Below are 15,694 nucleotides of genomic sequence, written 5' to 3' on the forward strand. Positions count from 1 at the left end.
GAGCGGCTTTATTTTCATATAAATTTTGTTTTGCATGCTCTCTTCTTTTAAGATAATAGATCATTTTTCATTAACTTATAGTCCAGTCATTCCAGTTTGCACGGATTTGTGCTAATGAGTGCCCTTGCGCCAAAAAAGCCCATAAAAGTAGACGCGCTTTTACGGCTGATAAATAACCAGACATGAGAGCACCAGAAGCAATCATATCAATTTCGGAGCCTTTATAGCCATAAGTTATACGAGTTGTTGAGCCATTACAACAACGACTAGCAATAATGATTGGTATTTTTTGTGCATATTGTTGTACAAGGTCTGCTTCTTGAAAACTACAGTGTCCTGCACCAAAACCAGCAATAACAACTCCAGCATAATACCCACTTTCAAGGCATAGTTTCATTAATTGTGCACCAGATGATAAAGAGGAATAGAGCAGTGCAATTTGATGGTCATGGTTTTGGGGAAGATCAAACGTTGTCGGAAAAAATTTTCGATCATTGAAATAAATAAGTTTTCCCTCTAAAATAGTTCCTAAAACACCTGCAAGACCTGATTGAAATGTTTCGACTTTGACGGTATGGCTTTTATAGAGCCAATAAGGTGAATGAATTGCATCATTTATGACAACGAGAACGCCCCTGTTACGACTTTGTGTGGCTGCTGCGACACGAGTGGCTGCTAAAATGTTGGCGGGGCCATCGGCGCCTACTTCATGAGGCATGCGCATAGCGCCGGTTATGATGAGTGGTTCGGCTTCCTTCCAATAAAGAGAAAGAAAAAAAGCTGTTTCTTCCAGAGTATCAGTCCCTTGTGTTAAAACAATACCTTCTGCACCAGCGTTTATTTGTTGTTTTGCCCACTTAATTATTTCAAAAAGCATTTGAAACGATAAAGATCCACTTGGTATTTGCATTAATGTTTGTGCATGAATATCAGCAACGTTATTTAAATCAGGAACACTTTTTATGAGGTTATCTGAAGTTAAAGTCGGTTGCATGTGACCAAAACTATCAGCAGTCATTGCAATTGTTCCACCTAAGGTCCCTATGGCTATTTTTTTCATAATTTTCCTCTAAAAAGCACAAACTGTTTATATAAAGCTATTTAGCAGTAATTTACATTGACAACAATGATATCATTTTTCCAATTTCAACAAATTGAGTTATGCTGAATCATTGTGTTTTGCTGTATATGTTCTTAAATAGGACAATAGTAATTGAGTTTTACATTGTATGAAAAGAAATCAATATTAAAAAGTAAAGTTAATATTAAGGAGTTTCCTTATGACAGAACATAAGCCAGACATAATGTATGGTACAACAATTATTACGGTACGAAAAGGTGGACAAGTCGTGATGGCCGGGGATGGTCAGGTCTCTCTTGGACAGACAATTATGAAAGGCAATGCACGTAAAGTGCGTCGTCTTGGAAAGAACGGAGTGGTTATTGCTGGTTTTGCTGGTGCTACGGCAGATGCTTTTACATTACTGGAGAGATTGGAAACAAAGCTTGAACAATATCCTGATCAGCTTATGCGTGCTTGTGTGGAACTTGCAAAAGATTGGAGAACAGATCGCTATTTGCGTCGTCTCGAAGCAATGATGCTCGTGGCTGATAAGAAAGTAACTTTGGCTCTAACAGGGCTTGGTGATGTCTTAGAACCAGAAGATGGGGTTATGGCAATTGGCTCTGGAGGAAATTTTGCTCTTTCAGCAGCGCGTGCACTCATGGATTTGGATTTGGATGCAGAAACTATTGCTCGTAAAGCTATGGCTATTGCCGCTAAAATTTGTGTTTACACCAATGATCATTTTACGATTGAAACATTGGATGCAGAATTATCTTCTTTAGAGAAAGCTATTTAAATGTGTGTTGTATTTTCCCCTCGTGAGACTGTTTCTGAACTTGATCGTTTTATTATTGGCCAAAATGATGCCAAACGCTCTGTAGCTATTGCATTGCGCAATCGGTGGCGTAGGCAACAGCTTGATGAGCCGATGCGTGAAGAAGTTATGCCAAAAAATATTTTAATGATAGGGCCAACAGGTGTTGGTAAAACAGGAATCGCACGTCGATTAGCAAAACTTTCTGGAGCACCTTTTGTGAAAGTAGAAGCGACGAAATTTACTGAAGTTGGTTATGTGGGACGTGATGTTGAGCAAATTATTCGAGATCTTGTTGAAATTGCCATTTCTCTTGTGCGTGAAAAGAAACGGGATGAAATAAAAGAAAAGGCTCACGTGAATGCTGAAGAGCGCGTTTTAGACGCCCTTGTTGGTAAAACAGCAAGTCCTGCTACCCGTGATAGTTTTCGTAAAAAATTGCGTGAAGGTGAATTGGATGAGAAAGAGATTGAAATTGAAGTCGCCGATAATAATAGCAATAGTGCTTCAACCTTTGATATTCCTGGTATGCCTGGGGCACAAATGGGTATTATGAATTTATCAGATATTTTGGGCAAAATGGGCAGTCGTACAAAAGTCCGTAAGACGACAGTAAAGGATTCTTTTAAACCGCTCATTGATGATGAATCTGAAAAACTCCTTGATCAGGAGCAAATTATTCAAGAGGCGCTTCGTGTTGCTGAAAATGACGGCATTGTTTTTATCGACGAGATTGATAAAATTGCAACCAGGGATGGTGGAGCAAGTGTTGCGGTTTCGCGTGAGGGCGTTCAACGGGATCTTTTGCCTTTGGTTGAAGGAACAACAATTGCTACAAAATATGGGCAAATCAAAACAGATCATATTCTTTTTATTGCCTCAGGTGCATTTCATGTTTCCAAGCCATCTGATTTATTACCGGAACTTCAAGGACGTTTGCCCATCCGTGTGGAGCTGAACCCTTTAACAAGGGAAGATTTACGGCGCATTCTAACGGAACCAGAAGCTAGTTTGATTAAACAATATATTGCTCTTATGGCAACAGAAGAGGTTCATTTGGAAATTACCGATGATGCAATTGATGCTTTAGCAGATATTGCTGTAGATTTAAATGCAAGGATTGAAAATATAGGGGCACGTCGTTTGCAAACAGTGATGGAGCGCGTTTTGGATGAGATTTCTTTCACTGCACCTGATAAAGCTGGAACATCGTTTAAAATTGATGCTGCTTATGTGAGAAAATCTATTGGCGAGCTTGCTGCTGATATCGATCTTTCACGTTTTATTCTTTGAAAGTTATTGCTTGTTCTGTTTATCTGCGTGCTTCGATAATTTTGAAACCATGGGCTTGTTCATGTATCAACACTGTGCGGAAAATATTTTTTAATAATGTTTCATAAGGCAGGTGGCGGTTTGCAACAAAAAGCAGACTGCCGCTTGGCTTTAAGCACTTTGCAGCATTTATAATAAAATTTTTTCCTAATGAAACATCTGTTGTTTGTTGTGTGTGAAACGGTGGATTTGAAATGATTGTGTCATATAGATTTGTGATAGGTTCATGTACAAGGTCATGCCAATAAAAATGAATTGGAAAAGGAGCTGTTATGGATTTAAGGTGCTGTTTTGCTGCTCTCAAAGCATTGTAGTCTGCTTCATAAAGGTCGAGAGCGGTGAGTTTTTCACTTCTTTCAAGCGCAACGTGAGAAAGATAACCCCATCCAGCACCAAAATCAGCCGTTTTTCCAGAAATAATTTTGAGCATATAAGAAGCAAGCGCAGCAGATCCTGGATCAATACGTCCGTGTGAGAACATACCAGAAGTGGTTTGAAATTTACCAAAAGTGAGCGGTGGTGAGCGCAATTGCGCAATGTTATGTCTCTCAATTTGTTGAGGAACTTGCAACCAAAATACAAGACCATGATTTTTAGACAATTTATTGGTGATGGGAACAATTGTTTTGACCCATTTTATCATTGAAGCAGCACCAGCAATTTTATCCCCACTGATTACAATCCATCCATTGGGTTTAACGCATTCTAATAAATCAAGAAAACAATTTTGGTTCAAACCACGATATTTGCTCAAATGTAAAAATGCACCATCATAGCTGAAAGTTTTATCTATTTGAGGAGAGCAGTGAAATTGAGTATCGACAAATTTTAAAAAATCTGGTCGCCAAGGCGTAATAACTTTTAAATTTTGTGCCCATTCTGGAGCTGGGATTTCTGTTAAACCAAAACTTAGCCAACACTGGTTTGGATCAGGATACGGGAGTTCATGATTTTCAAAAGGCAAAAATAATAACACATATGACTCTTTCAAAGAAAAATGCCACTCCAATGTTGGGATGGCATTTCATGATACGATAAGAGGAAAAACTTACTCTTCTTTCTTACGGCGGCGCTTATTTTCAGGTTGTTTTTTTTCATCCACGCACTTTTCTTCATTCATCGCTTTATCACCGGTGATTTCCTTTCCGGTTGTTTGATCAACAACCTTCATTGATAACCGAACTTTTCCACGCTCATCAAAGCCCATTAATTTAACCCAAACTTTGTCACCTTCTTTTACAATATCTGTTGTTTTGGTGACGCGTTCTGATGCAAGCTGAGAGATATGAACGAGTCCATCACGAGAACCAAAGAAGTTTATAAATGCACCAAATTCTGCAGTTTTTACAACTGTTCCTTGGTAGATAGCACCAACTTCAGGCTCATCGACAATAGAATGGATCCAACGTTTTGCTGCTTCAATGGTTTTAGCATCAGCAGAAGCAATTTTAATGGTACCATCATCTTCAATATTAATTTTTGCTCCAGTTTGTTCCACGATTTCCCGAATAACTTTACCACCAGAGCCGATAACATCACGGATTTTATCGACAGAAATATTCATAACTTCGATTCGTGGAGAAAATTCACTCAGCTCAGCACGTGCACTGGTTAAAGCTTTCGCCATCTCATTAAGGATATGGATTCGTCCACCTTTGGCTTGTTCAAGCGCGATTTTCATAATCTCTTCGGTAATACCATCAATTTTGATATCCATTTGCAAGGCAGTAATACCATTTTCTGTTCCTGCGACTTTAAAATCCATATCTCCAAGATGATCTTCATCCCCTAAAATATCAGAAAGAACAGCAAAGCGTTCTCCTTCTTTAATCAAGCCCATAGCAATACCAGCAACAGGGCGTGCTAGAGGAACACCAGCATCCATAAGAGCAAGTGAGGTTCCACAAACCGTTGCCATAGAAGAAGAGCCATTGGATTCAGTGATTTCTGAGACAGCACGAATGGTATAAGGAAAAGATTCTTTCGTTGGTAACATGGGGTGAATTGCCCGCCATGCCAATTTGCCATGTCCAATTTCACGACGACCTGGAGAACCAAGGCGTCCCGTTTCACCCACTGAAAATGGTGGAAAATTGTAATGGAGAAGGAATGTTTCCTTATACATTCCTGTCAAAGAATCAACATATTGTTCATCTTCACCAGTTCCCAATGTTGCAACGACAATCGCTTGTGTTTCTCCGCGGGTAAAGAGTGCTGATCCATGTGTGCGGGGTAAAATACTTACTTCTGATTGGATAGGGCGTACGGTAGAAAGATTGCGTCCATCAATCCGCTTTTGGGTATCAAGAATGTTTCCGCGAACAATTTTTGCTTGCAACTGTTTAAATACGGTTGCAATTTGATCTGCACTAAATTGACAGTCTTTTTCTGGTTCTGGCATAAATTTATTGAGGATTTCTGTCTTTAGTGCATCAATTGCAGCATAACGTTCTTGCTTATCAGTAATTGTGTAAGCCTTTCGTATATCCTGTTCTGCCATTTTCTGCATCGCTTTTTCAAGCTCAGAAAGATCTTCAGGAACAAAATCACGAGGATCTTTTGCAGCAACTTCAGCAAGCTTTATAATGGCATCAAGGACAGGTTGAAGGCCTTTGTGACCAAACATTACGGCCCCCAACATGATATCTTCTGGTAATTCTTGTGCTTCTGATTCAACCATCAAAACAGCACTTTCTGTTCCAGCAACAACAAGATCAAGTTTTGATTCAGGCATTTCATCGATATGAGGATTAAGAATATATTGTCCATTACAATAGCCAACGCGGGCACCGGCTATAGGCCCCATGAAAGGAACACCTGACAGGGTCAATGCGGCAGAAGATGCAATCATCGCAAGGATATCGGGATTGTTTTCGAGATCATGCTGTATAACGGAAACAATAACTTGTGTATCATTTTTATATCCCTCAACGAAAAGGGGACGAATTGGGCGATCAATCAAACGTGAAACCAAAGTTTCATTTTCACTTGGTCGACTTTCACGTTTTAAATAGCCCCCAGGTATTCGACCAACAGCATAGGATTTTTCTTGATAATTAACGGTGAGTGGAAAAAAGTCCTGGTCTGGTTTTGGGATTTTGGCCGATACAACGGTAGCTAAGACAATCGTTTCTCCATAGGTAGCAATCACTGCACCATCAGCTTGACGCGCTATTTTCCCTGTTTCAAGGGTGAGCGGACGCCCGGCCCATTCAATTTCTATCTTGTGCGTTTTGAACATTTTTTATCCTTAATGACCAGTGTTTAAATCTTTGATTGCTCACATTCTGGTTTTGCGTAGCATACTTCCAAGATCTGGGGTGGACAACATACTTTTTATCTTTGTTGCAAGAAAAGAGAAGTAAACTGCTTAAATGCGAAACGATGAGCAGTTCTATCCCATAATAACTTATCAGTTTTTAAAATTTTTAATTAAAAGCAACACGTTGAAAAAATGGGTGTTTTTTAAATACCACTTCCATTTTTCTTTTAGCGACGCAAACCTAATTTCTTTATAAGTGTCTGATAACGATTTTGGTCAACTCCTTTAAGATAATCAAGAAGACGCCGACGTTGAGATACCATCTTCAAAAGACCACGACGAGAATGATTATCTTTTTTGTGAGATTTAAAGTGGTTTGTTAAATTAGAAATACGTTCAGAAAGTACAGCAATTTGCACTTCTGGTGATCCTGTATCACCAACTTTGTTTGCGTATTCTGCGACAAGAGCTTTTTTACGTTCAGCTGTAATCGACATCGTATTATCCTTTCCAAAAACGAAGAAACATAAAGCCACCCATAGCCGAGATGTCGTTCAGCAAGGGTCTGTGAGAAAACAGGAAAAGTCGAAGACTCTTACCATTTTCGTTCTTATATAGGAAAGAAGGTTAAAATACTAGTCCTTGACAGCATTTTGAAGTCTTTCTTTAAATAAAAGCTTTTGTTTTGAAATATTGATTTAAATAGAGTTTTATGAGAAGTGTTTTAAACAATTATGCATCCTTTTGATACAAAGATTATGAGCGTGTATGTGGTAACAAAAGTGATAAATACCGATTTGGAGGAAAAAGATGCAGAGCATTTCAACATTAAAACTTTTTCGTAATTCGGTATTTCGAAATTTATGGTCATCTACTCTTATTTCTAATTTGGGGGGGCTGATACAGGCTGTTGGAGCAGGGTGGTTAATGGCGTTGATTAGTTCTTCGCATTCCATGGTTGGGCTAGTTCAAAGTGCCACAACATTACCACTTGTTATGTTTTCTTTGATGGCAGGGGCATTAGCTGATAATTTTAATCGGCGTCAAATTATGTTGTGTGCGCAGATTATGATGATGGTCATATCGATGAGTTTATCTGTTTTAGCCTATATGGGATTTCTAACACCTTGGCTTTTGTTATGTTTTACGTTTTTGATTGGATGTGGTACAGCTTTTTATAATCCTTCTTGGCAAGCAACGATAGGAGATATTGTGAGCAGGGAAAATATTCCTGCTGCTGTTAGTTTGAATAGTGTTGGCTTTAATTTGATGCGGAGTGTTGGTCCTGCTATTGGTGGTGCCATCATTGCAACTTTAGGGGCATCGGCTGCTTTTTTGTTTAATGCTATAAGCTATATTCCTCTTATTGGTGCGTTGTTTTTCTGGAAGTCGAATTATGAAAACAACTCATTGCCACGAGAAAGGCTGTTAGGAGCTGTCTCAGATGGTTTGCGTTATGTTGCGATGTCACCTAATCTCTTAAGTATTATGGTTCGAGCGTTCCTTTTCGGTATAGGAGCAATTTCGATTTTAGCACTTTTGCCAATTGTTGCACATAAAGTTCTTGGAGGAAGTGCCCTTCTTTATGGTACATTGCTCGGTTGTTTTGGGTTAGGAGCCATGACAGCAGGTATTATTAATGCAGTTGTACGGCATCATTTTCGTTCAGAAACAATTATTGCAAGTGCATTTATTGGTTTTGCCTTTTCTTGCTTTTTATTGGGAATAAGCCGTTCACTGATTATAAGCCATATTGCTTTATTTCCTGCAGGGTTATGTTGGGTTTTGGCCTTATCATTGTTTAATACATCTGTACAACTCTCTACACCACGCTGGGTTGTTGCACGTTCTTTAGCACTTTATCAAACGGCATCTTATGGGGGGATGGCTATTGGAAGTGCAATCTGGGGAGTTTTGGCTGATGGTTATTCTCCAACAATTGCTTTGAGCGTTTGTTCTCTATTCTTGATTTTTGGTGCTCTTGCAGGGGTAAAATTTAGAATTCAAGAAATTCCTCAGATAGATTTAAATCCTCTTGATCATTTTAGAGAGCCGGAATTATTACTCGACCTCAAAGCAAGAAGTGGCCCGATTATGATAATGATCGATTATAAAATTCATGAAAATGATCTTGAAGAGTTTCTCAAAGTGATGTCGCGTCGACGCCATATTCGATTACGTGATGGTGCGCGTCAGTGGGTTCTTTTACGAGATCTTGAAAGACCTGAATATTGGACAGAGGCTTATCATATGCCAACATGGGTAGATTATTTACGCCATAATCATCGTCGCACAAAAGCGGATGCAGAAGTCAATAAGCGTCTGCGTCATTTAAATTGTGCTCCTAACGGTATAAGAGTGCACCGCATGATTGAACGCCAAACAATACCTCAAGCCAATGAGATGCTTTTAAAAGTTTCCTCTGATCATCTCCCTTAGGGTTAAAACAGTTTTTGTAAATATTACATATATTAATATTATTTCGATCAATTTGTTAGCGTAATCATAAAAAAATTGCTGTTTCAATATTTAATGAATTGATTTATAATGGTTATTTTTCATTTTTCATGTTGAGTGATAGATTCTGAAAATCTTAAGCTTTTCTCGTTTCAAATCTATTTAGAGTAAATCAGTCCATATCTTTGCTTGTACATTATAAACGAGGACTAAAGTATGAGTAAAAAACGATTGAAAAAGAAATAAAAAGCCTTTTATGAATCCTTTAAATGCAAGGATTGTTGCGACATTAAGAGGAAAAAGTGTGTGGTGGTGTTAGCTTATAGCACTGACTTAAATTTTGATATGAATACGGTAAATATAGACAATGAAAAGCACCATATTTTTCTTAATTGATAGAGAAAAATATCTTTCCGCAAAAGGTGGTTGGGAAAAGAATCGATTAAATTGTGAAAATCCGCTTTGGTTTAAATAGACCTTTGTCGAGAGTGCCAATAGCAAGAAGTTGTTCCTTATAGAGGACACAAATTTCCTCTTCATCAAGAGGTGCTTTGTGATGATTCAAGAGGATAGAATGGCCTCTTATAATTCTCTGTGCTTGAGTTTCATTAAGGATATAGTGAGGGAGGCAATCCAATGCGGCGCTTGTGTCAATTAAGAGCCCATCGAGTGTTGAGAAGTTTTTTTCAAAAGAACGATTATTTTCATCTGTAGTGTTTTTATTTGGCGGAATGGCCGCTTTTAGTTCCTCCCATGTAATGAGATCTTCTTCATCAAAAGGTGCGACGGCAATACGTCTTAAATCAGCAATATACCCATAGCAACCGAGATCACGTCCTATATCGCGTGCTAAAGAGCGCACATAAGTTCCTTTTCCGCAGGTTATTTCAAAGACAGAATGCTCTTTAGTAGGCATTTCTAATAACTTGAAAGTTTCTATTTCCACTTCACGGGGCGGAATTTCAACAACTTCCCCTTCACGCGCTAAATCATAGGCACGATTTCCAGCAATTTTGATTGCTGAAAATTGTGGAGGTGTTTGCAAAATAACACCTGTATATTGAGGAAGAAGAGCAAGTATTTCTTCTTGTGTTGGACGTATGAGAGAAGTTTTCGTTATTTCTCCTTCTAAATCATCTGTTGAGCGCTCTTGCCCCCAAGCAATATGAAAACGGTAAGTTTTTTTGCCTTGCATCACGTAAGGGACGGTTTTGGTTGCTTCGCCCAATGCAATGGGAAGGAGACCAGAAGCAAGAGGATCAAGTGTACCCGCATGTCCTGCCTTTTGAGCATGGAAGAGCCATTTGATTTGTGAGACAGCTTCTGTTGATTTCATTCCTTTTGGTTTATCAAATATGACCCAGCCAGAAACAGGACGCCCCTTTTTCTTGTGTTGCCGCGCCATATCTTTAATCCTCATCTGTATCACTATGGTGAAGATCGCGTGCAACCTCAGGCGAGCGAAGGAGGGCATCAATTTTTGAAAAATTATCAAAACTATTATCAAGTCGGAAACGCAGTTCTGGCATATATTTCATTTGTCGCAACGCATGACTGATTTCTCCACGGAGAAAACGACTATGTTTATTGAGGGTATCAACAACATCGGTATGAGAAGCATTTTTAAGAGTGCTGAGAGGTGATACAAAGCAAGTAGCAATTTTTAAATCTGGTGACATGCGTACTTCAGAGACAGAAATAACAATATCTTTTAAGATATCATCAAGCAAAATATCACGCTGTAATATATGCGCTATTGCATGACGTACTTGCTCTGCTACTCTAAGTTGCCGTTGTGATGGCCCTGCATTTTTCATCAAAGTTTTATCCTTGCTACAAGATCTCTTTTTTGACCATTTAGATAAGGAAAAAGAGATATTGTGTATAAAACCTAATAACTTTTCTCATTTCACAACAGAGTAAAGTTATTGGATTATTTTATAATGTGCGATTAATATGTTCGATACGGAAGGTTTCAATGATGTCTCCTGCACGCATGTCTTCATAATTTTCAAAGGCTATCCCACATTCTTGACCACTTTGCACTTCATTGACTTCATCCTTAAAGCGTTTGAGTGTTTTCAGCTTTCCTTCGTGAATAACGATATTATCGCGGATAAGGCGAACACCGGCTCCTCGTTCTATTTTACCTTCTGTAACACGACACCCTGCAACTTTTCCAATTTTTGTAATGTTAAAGACTTCTAGAATTTCAGCATTACCAAGGAAAGTTTCACGCTGTTCTGGTGAGAGTAATCCAGACATAGCAGCCTTGATATCGTCAACAAGATCATAAATGATGTTGTAATAACGAATTTCAATTCCTTGTGTTTTAGCAAAATCACGTGCCTGCTTATTGGCTCGAACATTAAAGCCAATTACAGCAGAGTTAGAAGCTTCTGCAAGAGAAATATCACTTTCGGTAATTCCTCCAGCACCAGAATGTACAATACGCGCACGAACCTCGTCATTTCCGAGTTTTTCCAATGCTGAAGCGATTGCTTCAATTGATCCTTGAACATCTCCTTTTATAATAAGAGAAAAATCCTTAACACCAGTCGTTTGCAATTTTGTCATCATCTGTTCAAGAGAACCACGCGAACCAGTTTGCCGCGCAACAGCTTTATCACGTGCTAATCGTTGCCGATATTCAGAAATTTCACGTGCTTTTGCTTCATGTGTGACAACAGCAAAACGATCTCCGGCTTGTGGTGTTCCTTGCATGCCTAAAATTTCAATTGGTGTAGAGGGAACGGCCTCTTTGACATGGCGGCCATGGTCGTCAATCAAAGCACGTACACGACCCCATTCATTTCCAGCAACTATAATATCAGAAGGGTGTAATGTACCTTTTTGAACAAGAACTGTTGCAACAGACCCACGTCCGCGATCCAATTTGGCTTCAATGATAACGCCCTCTGCAGTTCGTTGAGGATCTGCTTTCAGATCAAGCATTTCAGCTTGAAGAAGGATAGCTTCGAGAAGTTTATCAAGATTTTGACCAGTTTTAGCAGAAACTTCAACGTCCAAAGTTTCTCCGCCCATAGTTTCAACAAACACTTCATGTTGTAGAAGTTCTGTACGCACTTTTTGTGCATTCGCAGCTGGTTTATCAATTTTGTTGATAGCAACAATGATAGGTACACCAGCAGCTTTCGCATGATTGATTGATTCAATCGTTTGAGGCATAACACTATCATCAGCGGCTACAACGAGAACAGCAATATCAGTAACACGAGCTCCGCGTGCACGCATAGCGGTAAATGCAGCATGACCTGGTGTATCAATAAAGGTAATTTTTTGACCGTTTTGTTCTACTTGATAGGCACCAATATGCTGCGTAATACCTCCTGCTTCGCCAGAAACAACATTTGCTTTACGAATAGCATCCAAAAGAGAAGTTTTTCCGTGGTCAACATGGCCCATAATGGTTACAACAGGGGCGCGCTGCTGCATGTTTTGAGGATTATCTATTATATTAAAAATACCTTCTTCTACGTCAGATTCTAAAACACGTTTAACAGTATGGCCAAATTCAACAGCGATGAGTTCGGCAACATCTGCATCAATAACATCGCCAGGTTTCATCATTTGTCCTTGTTTCATCAAGAATTTAATCACATCAACAGAACGCTCAGTCATACGTTGTGCGAGCTCTTGAATGGTAATCGTTTCAGGAAGAACAACTTCGCGAGAAATTTTTTCTCTTGGTTCTTGATTTTGTGCACGCTTAAACTTTTCCTGTCTACGCCGCATTGCAGCCATTGAGCGCCCACGTGCGGTTCCTTCTTCATCCAGTGCACTATTCAGAGTTAGCTTTCCACGTCTCCGCTCATCAGCTCCTTTGACAACTTTTGGTACACGTATTTCTGACTTAGCAGGATTAGCACGTCGACTATGCCGTTCTTCCTCTTTATTGTCATCTATTTTGCGTTTTTCAACCACGGTTGTGTGTTTAGGCGCAATAGGAATATCTGTCTGTTCAATGAGAGGGGGAACAGGTGGAGTCTGTACTGGCAATATTTCTTCTTCTTGTTGGAGATGTATTTCTTTTTCTTTAATTTCTTGCTGTAAAATTTCTTCACGCTCTTTAGCGCGTCTTGCTTCTTCTTCGGCTTGTTCTCGCGTTATTTTTTCTTGGATATGTGCTTCTTCTAACGCGCGAAGTCTCGCTTCCATTTCAGTTGATGAAAGATTGCTTTTGGTCACAGATTCTTGAGGCTTTTTCCCCTCAAAACGCGGTTTAGAACGCTGGGGGGCCACATGCGGCTTTGTAATGGGCTGTAGGGTTTCAGCTTTTTCATCAGGTCGCGTAATTTTACGCCGTTTGGTTTCGACAACGACAGCCTTCGTACGGCCATGACTAAAATTTTGTTTAACCGTGCTCGTTTCCAAGACAGACCTCTTGAGAGTTAGTGTCTTCTTGACGGTTGTTTTGTCGTTGTTATTTTCACTCATTGTACTTCCTTCACGGCTTGTGCCGTCATCTCACTAGACTTACTATGCTTGTCGTCACGATAGCTGATCAATTTACATGTTGTTTTGAGAAATCCTTCAGCAGCTTTTGTGTCCAGTAAGGCCGCGTGCATTACAGGATTAGAGCCAAAAGCCACTCGCATTTCATCACTTGTAAATAAAGATATGGTTTTTATAGTCCGATTTGTTTGTTGTTGTATTGAATGGATGGCCTGTGCAATTTTTCGTTTCCCATCTTCTGTTGCTTCTTTAGCATGAAGTACAAGAATAACTTTACCAGAGCGGATAGCAGCGTCAACCTTTGTTGCTCCCATAACAATTGCTCCCGCTTTTCGTGCCATGGAAAGGCTTGAAAGAGCGGCTTTTAGTAAAAGCGTATCAACAATATGCACAAGATTTGGTGCAACCTCAACATCTGTTTTAAAATTTCTATGAAAAGCTTTCTGTTTGATTGCTTTCTCAATAACAGCGTGATGGGCAGAAATCCAAACGCCACGCCCTGGTAAATTCGCTTTAAGATCAGGAACAATTTGGTTATTGGGACCAATAACAAAACGGATCAGCGTTTGTGCTGAAGCATTTTTTCGGGTCACAATGCAAGTCCGTTCGTTCATTTAAAGTGTATCCACATCCAAATCATCTGTTTTTTCATTTTCTGCAGAATTTTCATCTTCTACAGGACTTTCTGTAACAAGATCAGCTTGGTCTATCCAGCCTGCTTGTACACGTGCGGCTAAAACCATAGCTTCTGCATCTGCGCGTGTAATGTCAAAAGGGGTTAAAATACCAGAAAAATTCTGTGTTTGACCTTCTTTACGTTCTCTCCAACCAGCTAAATCATCAACGGCATAGCCAGCAAAGTCTTCTATTGTTTTTACACCATCCTCACCTACAGCAACCAACATAGCACTTGTCATTCCAGGAAGTGTTCGCAATTCGTCAGAAACTCCAAGCTTTTTGCGTTTTTCATCAAGTTCTTTTTCTTGATGATCAAGATATTCGCGGGCACGACTTTGAATTTCAGCGGCGGTATCATGGTCAAAACCATCAATAGAAGCGATTTCTTCAAGATCAATATAGGCGATTTCTTCAATAGAAGAAAAACCCTCTGATGCCATAACCTGTCCGATCATTTCGTCAACCTCTAAGGCTTCCATAAACAATTTACTCCGTTCAGTAAATTCTTTTTGACGATTTTCAGATTCTTCCTTTTCCGTTAAAATATCAATGTTCCATCCTGTTAGTTGCGAAGCCAAGCGAACATTTTGCCCACGTCGTCCAATAGCAAGGCTAAGTTGATCATCTGGCACAATAACTTCAATCCGTTCAGCATCTTCATCAAGGATGATTTTAGAAACTTCAGCAGGTTGCAGTGCATTAACGACAAATGTTGCCGCATCAGGCGACCAAGGAATAATATCAATTTTTTCGCCTTGTAATTCAGCAACAACAGCTTGTACACGACTTCCTCGCATTCCAACGCATGCTCCAACAGGATCAATGGAACCATCACGTGAAATAACGGCGATTTTAGCCCGTGAACCTGGATCACGAGCAACAGATTTGATTTCTATAATACCATCATAAATTTCTGGTACTTCCATAGTGAAAAGTTTTACCATAAATTGGGGATGTGTGCGTGAAAGGAAAATTTGCGGACCACGCGTTTCACGGTGTACATCATTGACAAAAGCACGAATGCGATCTCCATAGCGGAATGATTCACGAGGAATTAATTCATCACGGCGAACAATAGCTTCACCGCGCCCTAGATCAACGATGACGTTACCATATTCCACACGCTTAACTGTACCAGAAATAATTTCACCAACTTTATTTTTGAATTCTTCATATTGCTGATCGCGCTCTGCATCGCGTACTTTTTGTACAATAACCTGTTTAGCAGATTGTGCTGCGATACGTCCAAAATCCATAGGAGGTAAAAGATCAGCAAAAAAATCACCAATTTTTGCTTCTGCTTGACGTTTGAGAGCATCAGACAAAGTAATTTCCGTTGTATAGTCTTCAACGACATCAACGATTTTAAGCAGGCGCTGTAATTTAATTTCACCTGTTTTAGAATTGATTTCAGCACGAATATTGGTTTCTTGACCATAACGAGAACGTGCTGCTTTTTGAATAGCATCAGCCATCGCAGAAATGACAATTTCACGGTCGATTGACTTTTCACGTGCAACAGCATCTGCAATTTGCAGAATCTCAAGCCTGTTAGCGCTTGTAGCCATCAATTTTCTCCTTCTTTGTGCCACACGATGGGTATTTCCCA

The 15,694-nt window shown here is 39.5% G+C and carries 12 protein-coding genes; 3 read left to right on the top strand and 9 right to left on the bottom strand.

What is annotated here, in order from left to right:
• Positions 1 to 70: 70 nt before the first annotated feature.
• A complete protein-coding gene (locus tag ACFING_RS04185) occupies positions 71 to 1,060 on the bottom strand; it encodes an asparaginase (RefSeq protein WP_375630004.1) in 990 nt (329 codons plus the stop codon).
• A gap of 220 nt (positions 1,061 to 1,280) precedes the next feature.
• Here ACFING_RS04185 and hslV point away from each other — a divergent pair, with 220 nt between their 5' ends.
• Positions 1,281 to 1,862 carry an ATP-dependent protease subunit HslV gene (hslV, locus tag ACFING_RS04190; RefSeq protein ID WP_375611823.1) on the top strand — a complete coding sequence of 194 codons (582 nt, stop codon included), beginning with the start codon at positions 1,281 to 1,283 and terminating at the stop codon, positions 1,860 to 1,862.
• Positions 1,863 to 3,173: an ATP-dependent protease ATPase subunit HslU gene (gene hslU, locus ACFING_RS04195; RefSeq protein WP_375611822.1), complete on the top strand. Its 1,311-nt coding sequence runs from the start codon at positions 1,863 to 1,865 to the stop codon at positions 3,171 to 3,173.
• A 19-nt stretch (positions 3,174 to 3,192) separates the two neighbouring features.
• Here the strand turns inward: hslU and ACFING_RS04200 are convergent, their stop codons facing one another.
• The 3 genes from ACFING_RS04200 to rpsO form a co-directional block, all read right to left on the bottom strand.
• The gene (locus ACFING_RS04200) at positions 3,193 to 4,188 is read right to left on the bottom strand and encodes a class I SAM-dependent methyltransferase (protein WP_375630005.1); all 996 of its coding nucleotides are present in this window, start codon (positions 4,186 to 4,188) and stop codon (positions 3,193 to 3,195) included.
• Between the two features lie 72 nt (positions 4,189 to 4,260).
• A complete protein-coding gene (gene pnp, locus ACFING_RS04205) occupies positions 4,261 to 6,453 on the bottom strand; it encodes a polyribonucleotide nucleotidyltransferase (protein ID WP_375630006.1) in 2,193 nt (730 codons plus the stop codon).
• Positions 6,454 to 6,701: 248 nt separating this feature from the next.
• Complete coding sequence (gene rpsO, locus ACFING_RS04210) at positions 6,702 to 6,971, bottom strand: 30S ribosomal protein S15 (RefSeq protein ID WP_375611819.1); 270 nt, start codon at positions 6,969 to 6,971, stop codon at positions 6,702 to 6,704.
• Positions 6,972 to 7,284: 313 nt separating this feature from the next.
• On the opposite strand from rpsO, the gene ACFING_RS04215 reads away from it, so the two are divergent.
• Positions 7,285 to 8,913: an MFS transporter gene (locus ACFING_RS04215; RefSeq protein WP_375621192.1), complete on the top strand. Its 1,629-nt coding sequence runs from the start codon at positions 7,285 to 7,287 to the stop codon at positions 8,911 to 8,913.
• Between the two features lie 460 nt (positions 8,914 to 9,373).
• On the opposite strand, the gene truB is transcribed toward ACFING_RS04215, so the two are convergent.
• The 5 genes from truB to nusA all read right to left on the bottom strand — a co-directional run bounded on the left by truB (position 9,374) and on the right by nusA (position 15,653).
• Positions 9,374 to 10,336, bottom strand: a complete 963-nt coding sequence (truB, locus tag ACFING_RS04220; RefSeq protein WP_375630014.1) for a tRNA pseudouridine(55) synthase TruB — start codon at positions 10,334 to 10,336, stop codon at positions 9,374 to 9,376.
• A gap of 4 nt (positions 10,337 to 10,340) precedes the next feature.
• Positions 10,341 to 10,748, bottom strand: a complete 408-nt coding sequence (gene rbfA / locus ACFING_RS04225; RefSeq protein ID WP_375613309.1) for a 30S ribosome-binding factor RbfA — start codon at positions 10,746 to 10,748, stop codon at positions 10,341 to 10,343.
• 121 nt (positions 10,749 to 10,869) lie between these two features.
• Positions 10,870 to 13,389: a translation initiation factor IF-2 gene (gene infB, locus ACFING_RS04230; RefSeq protein WP_375630007.1), complete on the bottom strand. Its 2,520-nt coding sequence runs from the start codon at positions 13,387 to 13,389 to the stop codon at positions 10,870 to 10,872.
• Positions 13,386 to 14,021 carry an RNA-binding protein gene (locus ACFING_RS04235; protein WP_375630008.1) on the bottom strand — a complete coding sequence of 212 codons (636 nt, stop codon included), beginning with the start codon at positions 14,019 to 14,021 and terminating at the stop codon, positions 13,386 to 13,388. The genes infB and ACFING_RS04235 overlap by 4 nt, the downstream gene beginning before the upstream one ends.
• Positions 14,022 to 15,653 (bottom strand): transcription termination factor NusA, encoded by a 1,632-nt coding sequence (gene nusA / locus ACFING_RS04240; RefSeq protein WP_375630009.1) that lies wholly within the window; start codon positions 15,651 to 15,653, stop codon positions 14,022 to 14,024.
• Between the last annotated feature and the right edge of the window lie 41 nt (positions 15,654 to 15,694).

Source organism: Bartonella sp. AP150HLJHH, from assembly GCF_042196385.1.
GTDB lineage: Bacteria > Pseudomonadota > Alphaproteobacteria > Rhizobiales > Rhizobiaceae > Bartonella.

Coding starts and splice junctions, on each gene's coding strand:
- ACFING_RS04185 (WP_375630004.1), bottom strand. CDS start 1,060: ATGAAAAAAATAGCCATAGGGACCTTAGGTGGAACAATTGCAATGACT.
- hslV (WP_375611823.1), top strand. CDS start 1,281: ATGACAGAACATAAGCCAGACATAATGTATGGTACAACAATTATTACG.
- hslU (WP_375611822.1), top strand. CDS start 1,863: ATGTGTGTTGTATTTTCCCCTCGTGAGACTGTTTCTGAACTTGATCGT.
- pnp (WP_375630006.1), bottom strand. CDS start 6,453: ATGTTCAAAACGCACAAGATAGAAATTGAATGGGCCGGGCGTCCGCTC.
- rpsO (WP_375611819.1), bottom strand. CDS start 6,971: ATGTCGATTACAGCTGAACGTAAAAAAGCTCTTGTCGCAGAATACGCA.
- ACFING_RS04215 (WP_375621192.1), top strand. CDS start 7,285: ATGCAGAGCATTTCAACATTAAAACTTTTTCGTAATTCGGTATTTCGA.
- truB (WP_375630014.1), bottom strand. CDS start 10,336: ATGGCGCGGCAACACAAGAAAAAGGGGCGTCCTGTTTCTGGCTGGGTC.
- rbfA (WP_375613309.1), bottom strand. CDS start 10,748: ATGAAAAATGCAGGGCCATCACAACGGCAACTTAGAGTAGCAGAGCAA.
- infB (WP_375630007.1), bottom strand. CDS start 13,389: ATGAGTGAAAATAACAACGACAAAACAACCGTCAAGAAGACACTAACT.
- ACFING_RS04235 (WP_375630008.1), bottom strand. CDS start 14,021: ATGAACGAACGGACTTGCATTGTGACCCGAAAAAATGCTTCAGCACAA.
- nusA (WP_375630009.1), bottom strand. CDS start 15,653: ATGGCTACAAGCGCTAACAGGCTTGAGATTCTGCAAATTGCAGATGCT.